The sequence below is a fragment of the Rhizobium sp. 01L410 genome (assembly GCF_056400165.1).
Map to the genome: position 1 here is coordinate 178,015 of NZ_JBFTST010000004.1, position 14,874 is coordinate 192,888.

At 59.3% G+C, this 14,874-nt stretch carries 16 protein-coding genes; 11 read left to right on the forward strand and 5 right to left on the reverse strand.

What is annotated here, in order from left to right:
- Nucleotides 1-95 precede the first annotated feature (95 nt).
- Entirely contained in the window at nucleotides 96-1,346 is a 1,251-nt protein-coding gene (ispG, locus tag AC1DV9_RS10550; protein WP_477947686.1) for a flavodoxin-dependent (E)-4-hydroxy-3-methylbut-2-enyl-diphosphate synthase, read from the forward strand.
- Nucleotides 1,347-1,357: 11 nt separating this feature from the next.
- Here ispG and AC1DV9_RS10555 read toward each other — a convergent pair whose 3' ends face one another.
- Together AC1DV9_RS10555 and AC1DV9_RS10560 are read right to left on the reverse strand one after the other, a co-directional pair.
- Nucleotides 1,358-1,996: a LysE family translocator gene (locus tag AC1DV9_RS10555; RefSeq protein ID WP_477947688.1), complete on the reverse strand. Its 639-nt coding sequence runs from the start codon at nucleotides 1,994-1,996 to the stop codon at nucleotides 1,358-1,360.
- Between the two features lie 118 nt (nucleotides 1,997-2,114).
- Nucleotides 2,115-3,029 (reverse strand): polyprenyl synthetase family protein, encoded by a 915-nt coding sequence (locus tag AC1DV9_RS10560; protein WP_477947690.1) that lies wholly within the window; start codon nucleotides 3,027-3,029, stop codon nucleotides 2,115-2,117.
- Nucleotides 3,030-3,163: 134 nt separating this feature from the next.
- Between AC1DV9_RS10560 and mtgA the strand changes: the two genes are divergently transcribed.
- The 4 genes from mtgA (at nucleotide 3,164) to AC1DV9_RS10580 (ending at nucleotide 5,519) form a co-directional block, all read left to right on the forward strand.
- A complete protein-coding gene (gene mtgA / locus AC1DV9_RS10565) occupies nucleotides 3,164-3,910 on the forward strand; it encodes a monofunctional biosynthetic peptidoglycan transglycosylase (RefSeq protein ID WP_477947692.1) in 747 nt (248 codons plus the stop codon).
- Between the two features lie 70 nt (nucleotides 3,911-3,980).
- A complete protein-coding gene (locus AC1DV9_RS10570; protein WP_477947694.1) occupies nucleotides 3,981-4,628 on the forward strand; it encodes a glutathione S-transferase family protein in 648 nt (215 codons plus the stop codon).
- Between the two features lie 153 nt (nucleotides 4,629-4,781).
- A complete protein-coding gene (rpmF, locus tag AC1DV9_RS10575; RefSeq protein WP_006724402.1) occupies nucleotides 4,782-4,967 on the forward strand; it encodes a 50S ribosomal protein L32 in 186 nt (61 codons plus the stop codon).
- A gap of 144 nt (nucleotides 4,968-5,111) precedes the next feature.
- Entirely contained in the window at nucleotides 5,112-5,519 is a 408-nt protein-coding gene (locus tag AC1DV9_RS10580; protein ID WP_112385903.1) for a hypothetical protein, read from the forward strand.
- Between the two features lie 25 nt (nucleotides 5,520-5,544).
- On the opposite strand, the gene phaR is transcribed toward AC1DV9_RS10580, so the two are convergent.
- The gene (phaR, locus tag AC1DV9_RS10585; RefSeq protein WP_112385902.1) at nucleotides 5,545-6,117 is read right to left on the reverse strand and encodes a polyhydroxyalkanoate synthesis repressor PhaR; all 573 of its coding nucleotides are present in this window, start codon (nucleotides 6,115-6,117) and stop codon (nucleotides 5,545-5,547) included.
- A gap of 239 nt (nucleotides 6,118-6,356) precedes the next feature.
- On the opposite strand from phaR, the gene AC1DV9_RS10590 reads away from it, so the two are divergent.
- Both AC1DV9_RS10590 and phbB read left to right on the forward strand, forming a co-directional pair.
- Nucleotides 6,357-7,538, forward strand: a complete 1,182-nt coding sequence (locus tag AC1DV9_RS10590) for an acetyl-CoA C-acetyltransferase (protein WP_477947696.1) — start codon at nucleotides 6,357-6,359, stop codon at nucleotides 7,536-7,538.
- Nucleotides 7,539-7,597: 59 nt separating this feature from the next.
- The gene (gene phbB, locus AC1DV9_RS10595; protein ID WP_310296470.1) at nucleotides 7,598-8,323 is read left to right on the forward strand and encodes a beta-ketoacyl-ACP reductase; all 726 of its coding nucleotides are present in this window, start codon (nucleotides 7,598-7,600) and stop codon (nucleotides 8,321-8,323) included.
- Between the two features lie 101 nt (nucleotides 8,324-8,424).
- On the opposite strand, the gene AC1DV9_RS10600 is transcribed toward phbB, so the two are convergent.
- On the reverse strand, nucleotides 8,425-8,718 hold the full coding sequence (locus AC1DV9_RS10600; protein WP_112385899.1) for a YMGG-like glycine zipper-containing protein: 294 nt from the start codon (nucleotides 8,716-8,718) through the stop codon (nucleotides 8,425-8,427).
- A 28-nt stretch (nucleotides 8,719-8,746) separates the two neighbouring features.
- Complete coding sequence (locus tag AC1DV9_RS10605; protein ID WP_112385898.1) at nucleotides 8,747-8,902, reverse strand: DUF3309 family protein; 156 nt, start codon at nucleotides 8,900-8,902, stop codon at nucleotides 8,747-8,749.
- Nucleotides 8,903-9,630: 728 nt separating this feature from the next.
- Between AC1DV9_RS10605 and AC1DV9_RS10610 the strand changes: the two genes are divergently transcribed.
- The 4 genes from AC1DV9_RS10610 to AC1DV9_RS10625 all read left to right on the forward strand — a co-directional run bounded on the left by AC1DV9_RS10610 (nucleotide 9,631) and on the right by AC1DV9_RS10625 (nucleotide 14,627).
- Nucleotides 9,631-12,717: a helicase-related protein gene (locus AC1DV9_RS10610; protein ID WP_477947698.1), complete on the forward strand. Its 3,087-nt coding sequence runs from the start codon at nucleotides 9,631-9,633 to the stop codon at nucleotides 12,715-12,717.
- A 3-nt stretch (nucleotides 12,718-12,720) separates the two neighbouring features.
- On the forward strand, nucleotides 12,721-13,125 hold the full coding sequence (locus tag AC1DV9_RS10615; protein WP_112540431.1) for an RNA-binding S4 domain-containing protein: 405 nt from the start codon (nucleotides 12,721-12,723) through the stop codon (nucleotides 13,123-13,125).
- Nucleotides 13,126-13,318: 193 nt separating this feature from the next.
- Nucleotides 13,319-13,657 carry a ferredoxin FdxA gene (gene fdxA / locus AC1DV9_RS10620; RefSeq protein WP_310296467.1) on the forward strand — a complete coding sequence of 113 codons (339 nt, stop codon included), beginning with the start codon at nucleotides 13,319-13,321 and terminating at the stop codon, nucleotides 13,655-13,657.
- Nucleotides 13,658-14,054: 397 nt separating this feature from the next.
- Nucleotides 14,055-14,627 carry a CarD family transcriptional regulator gene (locus tag AC1DV9_RS10625; protein ID WP_112385894.1) on the forward strand — a complete coding sequence of 191 codons (573 nt, stop codon included), beginning with the start codon at nucleotides 14,055-14,057 and terminating at the stop codon, nucleotides 14,625-14,627.
- Nucleotides 14,628-14,874 lie beyond the last annotated feature (247 nt).

Below are 14,874 nucleotides of genomic sequence, written 5' to 3' on the forward strand. Positions count from 1 at the left end.
GCCGCCAAGAAAAGTGAAGCGCGGGGCGGTTGACAAGCAGGCAGGCATGATCCACCTGAAAGGCACGATTTTCAAAGGGTCCAAGAGCTCTCTTCATGTCTTCAGCCACGGATTTTGATCCGAAACCGCGCCGCTCTTCCGTTGCCGTCGATGTCGGCGGAGTGATTGTCGGAGGCGGCGCGCCTGTTGTCGTACAGTCGATGACCAATACCGATACGGCCGATATCGATGGAACGGTGGCGCAGGTCGCCGCGCTGTTCAAGGCGGGTTCGGAGATGGTCCGCATCACCGTCGATCGCGACGAAAGCGCCGCCGCTGTTCCGAAGATCCGCGAGCGCCTGCTGCGTCTTGGTATGGACGTGCCGCTGATCGGCGACTTTCATTATATCGGCCACAAGCTGCTTGCCGATCATCCCGCCTGTGCCGAGGCTCTGGCGAAATACCGCATCAACCCCGGCAATGTCGGCTTCAAGGACAAGAAGGACAAGCAGTTCGCCGAGATCATCGAGATGGCGATCCGCTACGACAAGCCGGTCCGCATCGGCGTCAACTGGGGTTCGCTCGATCAGGATCTGCTGACGGCGCTGATGGACCAGAACGCCGAGGCGGGCTCACCGCTTTCGGCACGCCAGGTGACCAGAGAGGCCATCGTTCAGTCGGCGCTGATCTCCGCCAATCTCGCCGAAGAGATCGGCCTGCCGCGCAACCGGATCATCCTGTCTGCCAAGGTCAGCCAGGTGCAGGATCTGATTGCCGTTTATTCGATGCTGTCGGAGCGCTCCGACCATGCCCTGCATCTCGGCCTCACGGAAGCCGGCATGGGCTCGAAGGGTATCGTCGCCTCCTCGGCTGCCATGGGCTATGTGCTGCAGCACGGTATCGGCGATACGATCCGTGTGTCGCTGACGCCGGAGCCGAATGGCGACCGGACGCGCGAAGTGCAGGTGGCGCAGGAGCTCTTGCAGGTCATGGGCTTTCGGCAGTTCATTCCTGTCGTTGCCGCCTGCCCCGGCTGTGGCCGCACGACGTCGACCGTCTTCCAGGAACTGGCGCAGAATATTCAGAACGACATCCGCAAGAACATGCCGGTCTGGCGCGAGAAATATCCGGGTGTCGAGGCGCTGAACGTTGCTGTCATGGGCTGTATCGTCAACGGCCCGGGCGAGAGCAAGCATGCCGATATCGGCATCTCGCTTCCGGGCACCGGCGAGACGCCAGCCGCGCCCGTCTTCATTGACGGTGAGAAAGCGCTGACATTGCGCGGTCCCAATATCGCGGGCGATTTCGAGGCGCTGGTTGCCGACTATATCGAGAAGCGTTTCGGCCAGAAGACCGCGGCCGAGTAAGAAGACAGCCGCTAGATGCGGCTGGTGAGGAGCTTCAGCCCGGCGAAGCAATAGAAGGCGGACATTGCGCCTTCAATCCAGCGGCGCAGGCTCTGGTAGACCTTCAGCGCATGCGGGGTCGAAAACAGCACCGCATATCCCATGAAGATCGCAAAGCCTGTCGTCAGGCAGATGGCGACGATGAGGACCGCTACCGAACCCGGTGCGCCCTGCGGCATGCCGAGCGCGATGATGGCGAGCCAGGCAAAGATCGCCTTCGGATTGGTGACGTGGATACCGTAACCCTTGAGCAGAAGCGCCCGCGCCGATAGCGGCTTCACTTCCTGCGCTTGCTGAAGGTCATTTCCAGCACGCATCGCCTTGAAGGCCTTGTATGCGAGGTAGAGCAGATAAAGCCCGCCGAAGACCTTCAAAATCTCTAGCGCGATCGCATAGGTATGAAGCAGCGTCGCCAGCCCGAGGGCCGCCGCGCAGGCCCAGGTGAACGAGCCGCCAAAAATGCCAACGCCGATCGTCATCCCCGCCTTGCGCCCCTGCGTCATCGACGTGGCGACGATCGCCATGATTGCCGGGCCGGGGCTGATGACGGCGATCACATAGGCGATGTAGGCCGGAAGGATCTGCGGCAGGTAAGAAAGGGTCTCGTGCATGATAGGGCGCTCGTAAGATTTGACGCACGGACACTGTCATAAAACGCACGCGCCGTCATCAGCCGCCACGCGTCTTCAGCAAGCATGATGTTGCCGGTCTGCGGTCCCCCTCTCCTTTTCAGCTCTTGCGGTCGGCGATGAAATGGGCGGTGGCGATCAGCGTGTCTGCCTTCTCGCCGTAAGGGGCCAGAAGCTCCACAGCGTCATTTACATGGCGACGGAGTTCAGCTTCAGCCCAAGCGATGCCGTTGAGCGCGACCAGCGTACCCTTGCCGCGGCATGCGTCCTTGCCGGTTGCCTTGCCCATGGTCTCGGCGTCCGAGGTGATGTCCAGCAGATCGTCGGCGAGCTGGAAGGCAAGGCCGATCTTCTCGCCGAACGCCCGGAGACGATAGCGCTCGCCGTCTGCGGCGCCAGCAACGATCGCGCCGGCCTCGCAGGCGAAGCGGATCAGGGCGCCGGTTTTCATAGCCTGCAATGTAATAATGCCATCGGCGGAGGGCGCCTGCTTTTCCGCCGCCAGATCAAGTGCCTGGCCGCCGGCCATGCCGCCGAGGCCAGACCCGCGGGCGAGCGCCAGGATCAGTGCGGTCTTGCGGGCGTCGGAAAGCGCGGTCTCGGGCGCTGCGATGATGTCGAAAGCGTAAGTCAGGAGGCTGTCGCCGGCCAGAATGGCGGTCGCTTCGTCGAAGGCGATGTGCACCGTCGGCTTGCCGCGGCGCAGATCGTCGTCGTCCATGGCCGGGAGATCGTCGTGAACAAGCGAATAGCAATGAACGCATTCAAGTGCTGCGCCGACGCGCAGTGCAGTCTCTCTGTCGCCACCGAGCAGCAGAGCGCTTTCGATCACCAGGAACGGACGCAGCCGCTTGCCGCCGTTCAGCACGGCGTAATGCATGGCGGCGCGCAGGCTTTCCGGCCGGGCGATCTCGTCGGACAGAACGTTTTTCGAAAGCAGCGCTTCCAGCAGCGCTTCGATCTCTCTGGCGTTGCTTTTCAACCGTTCGGAAAATGGGTCTGGACTGGCGTTCATGGCCGCTGTTTGGCATGAGCAAAGCCCGCGGCGCAACGGAATTGTAGATGGAGAGATCAAGATTTCCGTTGTGCTCTGGCCTTGGCCTTTCTCAGACGGTATGGAGGACGCAGGGAACAGGTCTGGGCTAGACGTTGGATATAACGCCGGAGAGAGAGGAAAGCATCGCCATGCCGGCTCATCGGCGGATGTATGCATGGCTGCGCGGCCGCTCGCTGCCTGCCCGCATCGTGCTTGGCATCCTGGCTCTATGCGTCCTGCCTTATGCGCTGATCATCCTCTATCTCATTCCCTTCATTCATCCGGTCTCGACGCTGATGCTGCGCGATCTTGTGCTTTTGCGCGGCTACGATCGCCAATGGGTATCGCTGGACGATATCTCACCGGCGCTAGTGCAGTCGGTGATGATGTCCGAGGACGGGCAGTATTGCTTCCACGGCGGTGTCGATTGGGGTGAGATGCGAATGCTGATCGAGGATACGCTGGATGGCGCCTCGACGCGCGGCGGCAGCACGATCCCGATGCAGACGGCAAAGAACCTGTTTCTCTGGAACAGCCGCTCCTTTGTGCGCAAAGGTCTTGAGCTGCCCCTGGCGGTCGCCTCCGATTTCGTCTGGACCAAGCGGCGGCTGATGGAAATCTATCTGAACATTGCTGAATGGGGGCCGGGTATCTACGGCATCGAGGCCGCGGCGCGCTATCATTTCAAGGTTCCGGCGTCCAAGCTGTCACGCCGCCAGGCGGCGCTGCTGGCCGTCTCGCTGCCTAACCCGATAGACCGCAACGCTGGCAAGCCTGGCCGCGGCCTGAGGCGGCTTGCAGCGGTGATCGAGCGCCGAGCCCAGGGTGCCGGCGATTACATCAGATGCATTTATAACTGAACTGCGAATAATTCATTGGTGAGCCGCCGCAGTGGCCGGTAGATAGAGCTGAAACAGCACGGATCGGCTCATGGACAAGCTCACGCTCTATATCGGCAACAAGAACTATTCCTCCTGGTCCTTCCGGCCGTGGATCGCCATGGAGGCAGCGGGCATTCCCTTCGAGGAAGTTCTCACTCCCTTCGATTTCGAAGCAGGCAATCCGCGCTTCAAGGAATTTTCGCCAACCGGCCACGTTCCGGCGCTGCATCATGGTGACGTCCGCGTCTGGGAATCGCTTTCGATCATCGAGTATGTTGCCGAACTCTATCCCGAAGCCGGGCTGTGGCCGAAGGATCGTGCGAAGCGGGCTGCCGCCCGCTCCGTTTCGATGGAGATGCTCTCCGGGTTCCGGGCCATTCGGAATGCCTGCCCGATGAACATTCGCCGTCCGAAAGGCAAGATTGCGCTTGCCGATGGCGTGATGGCCGACGTCCTGCGTATCGAGACGATCTTTCGGGAGTTGCGGGAGCAATCCGGTGGACCGTTCTTGTTTGGGAGTTTTTCGGCTGCCGATGCAATGTTTGCGCCTGTCGTCAATCGCTTCGATGTCTATGACCTCGTGACATCCGGCGATACGCTGAGCTATATGGCGGCCGTCAAGGCGCATCCCGCCTGGCGGAAGTGGGAAGAGGCTGCGCGCGCCGAACCGTGGATCGTGCCGCACGATGAGGTTTGAACGGGAATCAAAGGATTCTCAAAAAATCTGTTTAGGGACTGGTCAAGGCCGTTTATCGCATGTATAAGCGCGCAAAATTTCCGAAATCGCGACATGTCGTTTCGGCCGCCAGTCTGGCCGGAAATGTGTTGCCCGTGAAGTGGAGTACGAGAAATGGCTGTACCGAAGAGAAAAACGAGCCCGTCCAAGCGCGGTATGCGCCGTTCTGCAGACGCACTGAAGGCTTCGACCTATGTTGAAGACAAGAACTCCGGCGAGCTGCGCCGTCCGCACCATATCGATCTGAAGACCGGTATGTATCGCGGCCGTCAGGTTCTGACGCCGAAGGAAAGCGCATAAGCTTTCCTGTTTCTGGTTTTCCAGATTGAAAGACCGGCTTTTAGCCGGTCTTTTTGCGTTTGCGCACCACGATATTCGCAATTGTCTTGAAGTGAGACGGCGATCTACGGCAGTATTCCCTGAATAGAGGGAGAACAGACCGAGATGCTTGGTGCAATGCCGCTGATGATCATTCCATTTATTCTTTACAACATGGCAATGCTCGGCCTGATGGGAAGCGGCGGTATTCCCGCGCTTCAGCACGACATCATCGTTTTGTCGATGATCTCAGGCGCGATCTGGAGCATGTCGCTCGGCGATCTCTTCATCGTCATCGCGCTCGTGGTGCTGTTCTTCGAGATATTGAAGGCGACGCGCAACGGCTCCGGCAGCCTGATCAATCACATGCTGTCGATGCTTGTCTTCATCGCCTTCCTGGTCGAGTTTCTGCTCGTCCAGGATGCGGCAACCCAGGTGTTCTTCATCTTGATGACGATTGCGCTGATCGATGTGATCGGCGGCTTTGCCGTCTCGATCCGCACCGCGGGGCGAGACGTCTCGATCGGGCTTTAGAGCGTTTCCTCGAAACGCTCGGAGATCAGAGATTGTCCAGCTTGTTCTGAAGAGCCCTCAGCTGTTCCTTCAGCTCGTCGATGTCCTTGGCTTCAGCCTTCTTGGTCTCCTTGGCAGGAGGGGTCATGAAGGGCGAAAACATCTGCATCGCCTGCTGGAACATCTCGGTGTTGCGGCGCACCTGCTCCTCGACCATCTGCATCGGAAGTTGCAGGTTCTTGCCGATCGGCGTTTCGCCGAAGGCGCGGGTCACCTGCTCGCGCATCTGCGATTGCTGCTCGGTGAAGGCCTTCATAGAGTGTTCGAGAAAGCTCGGAACGACCATCTGCATCTGATCGCCATAATAGGTGATCAGCTGTCGAAGGAAGGAAATCGGCAGCAGCGTGTTGCCGGTCTTCGATTCCTGCTCGAAAATAATCTGGGTCAATACCGAGTGGGTGATGTCATCGCCGGACTTGGCATCCTGGACCGTGAAGTCCTCGCCCTTCTTCACCATCTCCGCCAGGTCTTCCAGCGTCACATAGGTGCTGGTGCCTGTGTTATAGAGTCGGCGATTGGCGTATTTCTTGATGACTATTTGACCCTCATTCTTCGCCATATCAGTCTCCTGAACCCCGTCTGATGATGTGGAAATTCCTCCAATATCGAATGTAGACGCAAAAGAACGCCGGTGACAATCTCTTTGTGCGATGCGGCAACCCCTTTTATTCCCGTCATATTTCGCGTCTTCGTAAGTACGGGCTAAAATTGCCATATGACGGTCTTGGCGTTTGACTCGGGCTAAAAGCTTTGCCAGTTTCGATCTATATAAAGTGCTGAAACGCGAGGAGGCTTTCCATGAGCAACACGTCCATCGTCATCGCCAGCGCAGCCCGCACAGCGGTCGGCTCTTTCAACGGCGCCTTTGCCACAGTCCCTGCACACGAACTCGGAGCAACGGCCATCAAGGGTGCGCTCGAGCGCGCCGGCGTCGATGCCGCAGAGGTGGACGAGGTCATTCTCGGCCAGGTCCTGCAGGCTGGTGAGGGTCAGAACCCGGCGCGTCAGGCAGCGATGAAGGCGGGTGTTCCCAAGGAAGCGACGGCCTGGAGTGTCAATCAGCTGTGCGGTTCCGGATTGCGCGCCGTTGCGCTCGGCATGCAGCAGATCGCAACCGGAGATGCAAAGATCATCGTTGCCGGCGGCCAGGAATCGATGTCGATGGCGCCGCATGCCGCGCATCTTCGCGGCGGCACCAAGATGGGCGACATGAAGATGATCGACACGATGATCAAGGACGGCCTCACCGACGCCTTCTACGGCTATCACATGGGGATCACGGCCGAGAATATCGCCCGCCAGTGGCAGCTTACGCGGGACGAGCAGGACCAGTTCGCGGTTTCCTCGCAGAACAAGGCGGAGGCCGCGCAGAAGGCCGGCCGTTTCAAGGATGAGATTGTTCCTTTCGTCATCCAGGGCCGTAAGGGTGACGTGACCGTCGATGCCGACGAGTATATCCGCCACGGTGCAACGATCGAGGCGATGACCAAGCTTCGCCCGGCCTTCGACAAGGACGGGACGGTAACCGCCGCCAACGCCTCAGGCCTCAACGACGGTGCCGCCGCAACGGTTCTGATGACTGAAGCTGAAGCTTCGCGCCGCGGTATCCAACCTCTCGTGCGCATCGTTTCCTGGGCAACCGCGGGTGTCGACCCGCAGGTCATGGGCACAGGCCCGATCCCGGCATCGCGCAAGGCGCTTGAGAAAGCAGGCTGGTCGGTCGGCGATCTCGATCTGGTGGAGGCTAACGAGGCCTTCGCGGCACAGGCTTGTGCCGTCAACCGTGATCTCGGCTGGGATCCGGCGATCGTCAACGTCAATGGCGGCGCGATCGCCATCGGCCATCCGATCGGTGCGTCCGGTGCCCGCGTTCTGAATACGCTGGTTTTCGAAATGAAGCGCCGCGGCGCGAAGAAGGGATTGGCAACACTCTGCATCGGCGGCGGCATGGGCGTCGCGATGTGCCTCGAAGCACTTTAAATAGCATGCGATCCATGTCTTAATGACGGGATCGAAGGCGATAACAAGGGGAGCGAAACATGAGCAGAGTGGCTTTGGTCACCGGTGGCACACGTGGCATCGGTGCAGCAATTTCGGTGGCGCTCAAGAACGCCGGTTACAAGGTGGCGGCGAACTACGCCGGCAACGAAGAGAAGGCCAAGGCCTTTCATGACCTCACCGGTGTCCCGGTCTTCAAGTGGGATGTTTCCGACTATGCCGCTTGCGGCGAGGGCATCGCCAAGGTGGAGGCCGAGCTCGGCCCCATCGACGTGCTGATCAACAACGCCGGTATCACCCGCGACGCGATGTTTCACAAGATGACCCCGCAGCAGTGGCATGAGGTCGTCAACACCAACCTCACCGGCCTCTTTAACATGACCCATCAGGTCTGGGGCGGCATGCGTGACCGCAGCTTCGGCCGTATAGTCAATATCTCGTCGATCAATGGCCAGAAAGGCCAGATGGGGCAGGTCAACTATTCCGCTGCCAAGGCCGGCGATCTCGGCTTCACCAAGGCGCTGGCGCAAGAGGGTGCGGCGAAGAACATCACGGTTAACGCCGTCTGCCCCGGTTATATCGGCACGGAGATGGTTCTTGCGGTTCCGGAAAAGGTGCTGAACGAGCGGATCATCCCGCAGATCCCGGTTGGCCGTCTTGGCGAACCTGAAGAGATCGCGCGCTGTGTGGTGTTCCTGGCCTCGGATGACGCTGGGTTCATCACCGGCTCGACGCTCACGGCGAATGGCGGTCAGTTTTTCGTCTGATACGGCCTGAGGTCCCGGGAGTTTACTCACAGAGATCCAGCGCAAACGGTTGAAACAAAAACGGGCGCCAAGGCGCCCGTTTTCAAAAGATCAGTCTATTGTTAGCAGCGAACGCGGCGCGTTGAGCCGTTCGAGTAGGCTACGTAGCAACCGTAGCGGTCACGATAGACGCGCTGGCCCGAATAGCGGCCATTGCGCTGATCGACCGAGTTACCGACTGCAGCGCCAACCAGGCCGCCTGCAACGGCGCCGACGGCTGCGCCGCCCCAGCTGTTGGAAACCGCACCGCCAATAAGGGCGCCAGAGCCAGCGCCGATTGCGGTGCCCTGCTCAGTTGCCGTGCACGATGCAAGCGCACCCACGAGTGCTGCAACGAGAACAACCTTCTTCATCATGACTTACAACTCCCCAGTTACATGGCCTTTAGATGCGGCCCATCAGGACAAGGATAATGATAATGACGAGAACTAGCCCCAAACCGCCAGAAGGTCCATAGCCCCAAGCGCGGCTGTAACCCCAATTCGGCAGAGCGCCGATCAAAAGCAGAATAAGGATAATAAGAAGTATCGTACTGAGCATGTTTTCTGTCCTTCAACTCACCGCGAGTTACGAATGGACAATAAACACGGTAGCCGGGTTTTTGTTCCCGGCTAAACTTATGTGCGTGCAATTTCAAGATGGAGTTTTCTTGCTGGTGCCGGAACTTATATTCTACGGGACGGTATAAACGCGTCAGGCTCGAAAAGGTTCCGCTGTTCCGCAGAAAATTTTAACGAAACATTACACTCAGGGCGGAAAGTGTTAATGGCGACCGATGTTCAATGCTGGTCCTGCAATCAAGGAGGCTGCATATAGCGCCCGTTCGCGCAGTTCATCAATATGCAGTGGCGAACAAAAGCGGAATTTGCGGCTGTCGGCGATTCGTCTGTGATTCGTTCCGGCTTTGACCCGAAGGTCAATTCAGTGGTTTTCGGGTTTTCCGTCTTTGCGGTTGACGCCGGATGAAAAGAGGCCGTCCAAGGCCGCCTGCTGCAAATTGCCGGATTCCGGTGATTCAGCATCTAGTGGGAAAAGCTGATTCAAAACCAATACTTAGCCGTGAACAAAAGCTGAATCACCGCGAGTCTGCGATTCGTCTCTGATTCGTTCTCAAGCTGTTCCGAATCTCAAAACAGAGGCTTAGCGCCGCTTGTTGAATCAAATTAGCAGCGCATTCGCATCATCCGGCTCTTGCGTTTGCCGGTTGCCCTGTCCATGTGTTGTCTGCTGACTTGACCCCGGGGCTCCCCGCCTCACTTGCATGGACCATGACACTGAATTCGCAGCCGATGATACTGAGTGGACGCGGTGTGACCGCGGTGCTCGGGCCGACCAATACCGGCAAGACGCATTACGCAATCGAGCGCATGGTCGCGCATGGCACCGGCGTGATCGGGCTGCCGCTGCGCCTTCTGGCGCGAGAGGTCTATAGCCGGGTCGTCGAAAAGGTCGGTGTGCACAATGTCGCGCTGGTCACGGGCGAGGAAAAGATTTCTCCGCCCAATGCGCGCTTTTCGGTCTGCACCGTCGAGGCGATGCCGCGCGAAACCAAGGCGGCCTTCGTCGCGATCGACGAAGTGCAGCTCGCCGGAGATCTCGAGCGCGGGCACATCTTCACCGATCGCATCCTGCATCTGCGCGGCCGCGACGAGACGCTGCTGCTCGGCGCCGGCACGATGCGCCCCATTCTCCAGCAGCTACTGCCCGGAATCACCGTCATCGAGAGGCCGAGACTGTCGCAGCTGCTCTATGCCGGGCAGAAGAAGATTACCCGGTTGCCGCAGCGCTCGGCGATCGTCGCCTTCTCGGCTGACGAAGTTTACGCCATCGCCGAGCTGATCCGGCGCCAACGCGGCGGCGCGGCCGTCGTTCTTGGCGCGCTCAGCCCGCGGACGCGCAATGCGCAAGTGGCGCTCTATCAGGCGGGCGATGTCGAATATCTGGTCGCCACCGATGCGATCGGCATGGGGCTCAATCTCGACGTCGATCATGTCGCCTTCGCGCAGGACCGGAAATTCGACGGCTACCAGTTCCGCAATCTCAATCCCGCAGAACTTGGCCAGATCGCCGGGCGTGCCGGCCGCCATGTTCGCGATGGCATCTTCGGCGTGACCGGGCAGGTTGCGCCGTTCGATGATGAACTGGTGCAGCGGATCGAGGCGCACGAGTTCGACAACGTCAAGGTTCTGCAGTGGCGGACCAAGGAATTCGACTTCGCCTCGATACAATCGCTGCGCGCAAGCCTGGAAAAGCCGCCGAGCGTCCAGGGGCTGACGCGATCCCTGCCTTCGGTCGATCAGCAGGCGCTGGAACATCTTTCACGATATCCGGAAATTATTGATCTTGCGACCAAGCCGGAAAGGGTTGAAAAGCTCTGGGAAGCTTGTGCGCTGCCCGATTACCGGCGTATTGCACCGGCCCAGCATGCCGATCTGATCTCGACCCTCTTTTCTGATCTCGTCCGCCGTGGCACGGTGAACGAAGATTTCCTCGCGGAGCAGGTGCATCGTGCGGACCGGACGGACGGTGAAATCGACACGCTTTCGGCGCGAATCGCGCAGATAAGAACCTGGACCTATGTGTCGAACCGGCCCGGTTGGCTTGCCGATCCGACACACTGGCAGGAAAAGACGCGGGAAATCGAAGATCGATTGTCCGATGCGTTACATGAAAGGTTGACGAAACGCTTTGTTGATCGCAGGACATCTGTGCTCATGAAGCGCCTGAGAGAGAATGCGATGCTGGAAGCTGAAATCAGTGTGAATGGTGATGTCTTCGTGGAGGGACATCATGTGGGTCAGTTGAGCGGTTTCCGCTTCACGCCCATCGGTGGAACGGATGGACCGGACGCCAAGGCCGTACAGGCTGCTTCACAAAAGGCGCTTGCTCTGGAATTCGAAGCGCGCGCTGCGCGCATGCATGCTGCCGGCAATGGCGATCTGGCGATCAGCGCCGATGGCCTAGTGCGCTGGCTCGGCGATCCCGTGGCGCGGCTTTCGGGCAGCGACCACATCATGCGGCCGCGGGTGATCCTGCTTGCCGACGAGCAGTTGACCGGAAATGCGCGCGATCATGTCGCAGCCCGCGTCGAGCGCTTCGTCAATCATCACATCAGCACGGTGCTGAAGCCGCTCGACGATCTGTCGCGCGCTGAAGACCTGCAGGGCCTGGCAAAGGGTCTGGCGTTCCAGCTCGTCGAGAATCTCGGCGTACTGTTCCGCCGCGACGTCGCCGACGACGTCAAGTCGCTGGATCAGGATGGCCGTGCCTCAATGCGCCGCTACGGCGTGCGGTTTGGCGCTTACCACATCTTCGTTCCGGCACTTCTGAAGCCGGCGCCTGCCGAATTGATCACGCTCCTCTGGGCGCTGAAGAACGACGGCCTCGACAAGCCAGGTTACGGCGACCTCATTCCGGTTCTGGCCGCTGGGCGTACGTCTGTCGTCACCGATCCGAGCTTCGAGCGCACCTTCTACAAGCTTGCCGGTTTCCGTTTCCTCGGAAAGCGGGCTGTTCGTATCGATATTCTCGAGCGGCTTGCCGATATCATCCGTCCGCTGCTGCAGTGGAAGCCGGGTCAGGCAAACCGTCCCGAGGGTGCCTATGACGGCCGCCGCTTTACGACGACGACCGCAATGCTCTCCATCCTCGGCGCGACGCTTGAGGATATGGAAGAGATCCTCAAGGGTCTCGGTTACCGTGCGGATGCCGTGAAGGCCGAAGAGGCTGCCGCCCATCTTGCCACGCAAGATGCGTCGGCTGCACCGGCCGCGAGCGAGGCACCAGCCGAAGAAGCATCCGACAAGGCCGATCACGACGATGCGGATGGTGCTGAGGAAGCACCTGCAGAAGCACCCGCTGCCGAGGCTGCACCTGTTGCTGCCGAAGCGCCTGCTGAAGCAGCCGAAGTGACAGCCGAAAGCGGCGAGCCGCAGGAGCCGAAGCCGGTTCTGCTGTGGCGCCTCGGCGGCCGCAACGACAACCAGCGCCCGGTGCGCAACCACGGCGAACGCCGCGGCGGCGAGCGCCAGCAGGGCAACCGTCGTCAGGGCGGCGCGACCGAAGGCGCTGAAGGCAACAACCGCGGCGAAGGCAATCGCGAAGGCCGCGATGGCAACCGCCAGCAGCGCGGCCGCGATGGCGGCAAGCCGCATCAGGGCCGTGGCGATCGCAACGAACAGCGTGGCGACCGTCAGGATCGTGGCGACCGGAAGGATCGCAACGACCGCAACAACAACCGTGGCGGCGCCCAGCCGCTGCGCTTCGAGGCCAAGCCGCCGCGCAAGGAGAAGCCGATCGATCCGGATTCGCCCTTCGCCAAGCTCGCTGCCTTGAAGGAGCAGATGAAGAAGTAATCGATGGGCGGGGAGACACAGCCAGCAAGCGGTTCGCGCCAGCGCATCGACAAGTGGCTGTTCTTCACGCGCATGGTGAAATCCCGCTCCCTGGCGCAAAGCCATGTGCAATCAGGGCACGTTCGCATCAATGGCGAACGTGCCATCCAGCCCAGCCAGACAGTCAAGGCGGGCGATCGCGTCGAGCTGCAACTCGATCGCCGGGACGTCGTCCTCCTTGTCAAACTGCCGGGCGAGCGGCGGGGGCCTTTCGAAGAGGCGCAGCGCCTTTACGAGAACATCACGCCGCCTGAAGATGAGACGAAACGTCTCACCGCCTACGAGCAGGCGATCCGCGGCGCGGGGGCAGGACGGCCGACAAAGAAAGAGCGGCGGGCAATCGACAGGCTCCAGTCGGGCGAGGATTAGAAAACTCTGTCTGCGCCGCCGGTTTTTGAAGATGGATAATCCTTGAAATCAGGCTGTAAAGCCGATACGTCACAATCAACTCGCCGGACTGCGTTCTTGCCTCCCAAGCCAGTCAACGCTGCTCCTCCGGCACAGGGAAAGACGCGACGTTCCAGGTTCGTCTCCCCGCTCGCGTGAAATCCTGGAGTTCTTCATGACCTATGTCGTGACCGACAATTGCATTCGCTGCAAATATACCGACTGCGTGGAAGTCTGCCCGGTCGATTGCTTCTATGAAGGCGAGAATTTCCTCGTCATCCATCCCGACGAATGCATCGACTGCGGCGTTTGCGAACCCGAATGTCCTGCCGAGGCGATCAAGCCGGATACCGAGCCGGGTCTCGACAAATGGCTCAAGATCAACGCTGAATATGCGAGCGTCTGGCCCAATATTACCGTCAAAAAGGACTCGATGCCCGAGGCCAAGGAAATGGACGGCGAGACCGGCAAATTCGAGAAGTATTTCTCCGAGAAGCCCGGCGCGGGCGATTGAGTTCAAGCTGCTGAAATCTGCCTGAAATCGGGTTCAGAAGGCGCTTAAACGTTTCAAGTGATGCTTCACTAATATGTGAGCCATGTGTTACCCGCATGACTCACAAGCACCAAATTATTGATTTCCTCATATTTTTGTGATAAGTTCTAGAGACTGACCCATTTGAGGCACGAGGCGTGCCCAAAACCATCACGAAAGCAAATTAAATCCGTACGCGGTTTCCGTGACATATCAACGAGTTGAGCTGTCCGATCGTTAGTCGCGTGCACGAATTTCTTTGCTTATGTCTGGTGGGAGCAGAGTGAAGTCACCCGACGGGAATTCTACCGTCTCATCCGGGCCTGACTGACCCGGCTCCGGCCGCCGCCGGAAGCGTAACAGGGAGTTTTTGATTAGTATGACGACCCAGCAGAAAAAACCTTCAGCAGCTCGCCACGGCTTCAAGACCGGTGAATCGATCGTGTACCCCGCTCATGGCGTCGGTACCATCACCGCTATCGAAGAGCAAGAAGTTGCCGGCATGAAGCTCGAACTTTTCGTTATCGATTTCGAAAAGGACAAGATGCGTCTGAAGGTTCCGGTCGCAAAGGCGATGAGCATCGGCATGCGCAAGCTGTCGGAAACCGACTTCGTTGAGCGCGCGCTCAAGGTTGTGCAGGGCAAGGCTCGTGTCAAGCGTACCATGTGGTCCCGCCGTGCGCAGGAATATGATGCCAAGATCAATTCCGGCGACCTGATTTCCATCGCAGAGGTCGTGCGCGATCTCTATCGTGCCGAAAACCAGCCGGAGCAGTCCTATTCCGAGCGTCAGCTCTATGAAGCTGCCCTCGACCGTATGGCTCGAGAAATCGCTGCCGTGAACAAGATGTCGGAAACGGAAGCCGTCCGTCTCGTCGAGACCAACCTCAACAAGGGTCCGAAGCGCGGCAAGGCAATCGAAGAAGACGACTCCCAGGACGAAGCCGCATAATAGCACTTTGTTTTTCCTTGCAAAAAACCCGGCCTTCGAGCCGGGTTTTTTATTGGAACTTTTTCCGCGCTGACGCGTTTAAATCTCGTAAGTGCGGACAAAAAACCGGTGGAGCCCACCGTTCGTCCGCTGGTTTGAACGCTGGACGAGGAGTGGGTCATGGCTTCCACATTTTGCCGGAACGGCAACTTGAAGAATCAGATCCTGCCTGACCGTCTGACCGGTACTTGTTGAAGAGATAGGGCCT

Bases quoted from the DNA above. Each gene is read 5' to 3' on its own strand.
- AC1DV9_RS10580 (WP_112385903.1), top strand. From the start codon at position 5,112: ATGCTTGGTGCAATGCCGCTGATGATCATTCCATTTATTCTTTACAAC.
- AC1DV9_RS10610 (WP_477947698.1), top strand. From the start codon at position 9,631: ATGACACTGAATTCGCAGCCGATGATACTGAGTGGACGCGGTGTGACC.
- phbB (WP_310296470.1), top strand. From the start codon at position 7,598: ATGAGCAGAGTGGCTTTGGTCACCGGTGGCACACGTGGCATCGGTGCA.
- phaR (WP_112385902.1), bottom strand. From the start codon at position 6,117: ATGGCGAAGAATGAGGGTCAAATAGTCATCAAGAAATACGCCAATCGC.
- AC1DV9_RS10590 (WP_477947696.1), top strand. From the start codon at position 6,357: ATGAGCAACACGTCCATCGTCATCGCCAGCGCAGCCCGCACAGCGGTC.
- AC1DV9_RS10605 (WP_112385898.1), bottom strand. From the start codon at position 8,902: ATGCTCAGTACGATACTTCTTATTATCCTTATTCTGCTTTTGATCGGC.
- ispG (WP_477947686.1), top strand. From the start codon at position 96: ATGTCTTCAGCCACGGATTTTGATCCGAAACCGCGCCGCTCTTCCGTT.
- AC1DV9_RS10600 (WP_112385899.1), bottom strand. From the start codon at position 8,718: ATGATGAAGAAGGTTGTTCTCGTTGCAGCACTCGTGGGTGCGCTTGCA.
- AC1DV9_RS10625 (WP_112385894.1), top strand. From the start codon at position 14,055: ATGACGACCCAGCAGAAAAAACCTTCAGCAGCTCGCCACGGCTTCAAG.
- AC1DV9_RS10570 (WP_477947694.1), top strand. From the start codon at position 3,981: ATGGACAAGCTCACGCTCTATATCGGCAACAAGAACTATTCCTCCTGG.
- AC1DV9_RS10555 (WP_477947688.1), bottom strand. From the start codon at position 1,996: ATGCACGAGACCCTTTCTTACCTGCCGCAGATCCTTCCGGCCTACATC.
- rpmF (WP_006724402.1), top strand. From the start codon at position 4,782: ATGGCTGTACCGAAGAGAAAAACGAGCCCGTCCAAGCGCGGTATGCGC.
- fdxA (WP_310296467.1), top strand. From the start codon at position 13,319: ATGACCTATGTCGTGACCGACAATTGCATTCGCTGCAAATATACCGAC.
- AC1DV9_RS10560 (WP_477947690.1), bottom strand. From the start codon at position 3,029: ATGAACGCCAGTCCAGACCCATTTTCCGAACGGTTGAAAAGCAACGCC.
- AC1DV9_RS10615 (WP_112540431.1), top strand. From the start codon at position 12,721: ATGGGCGGGGAGACACAGCCAGCAAGCGGTTCGCGCCAGCGCATCGAC.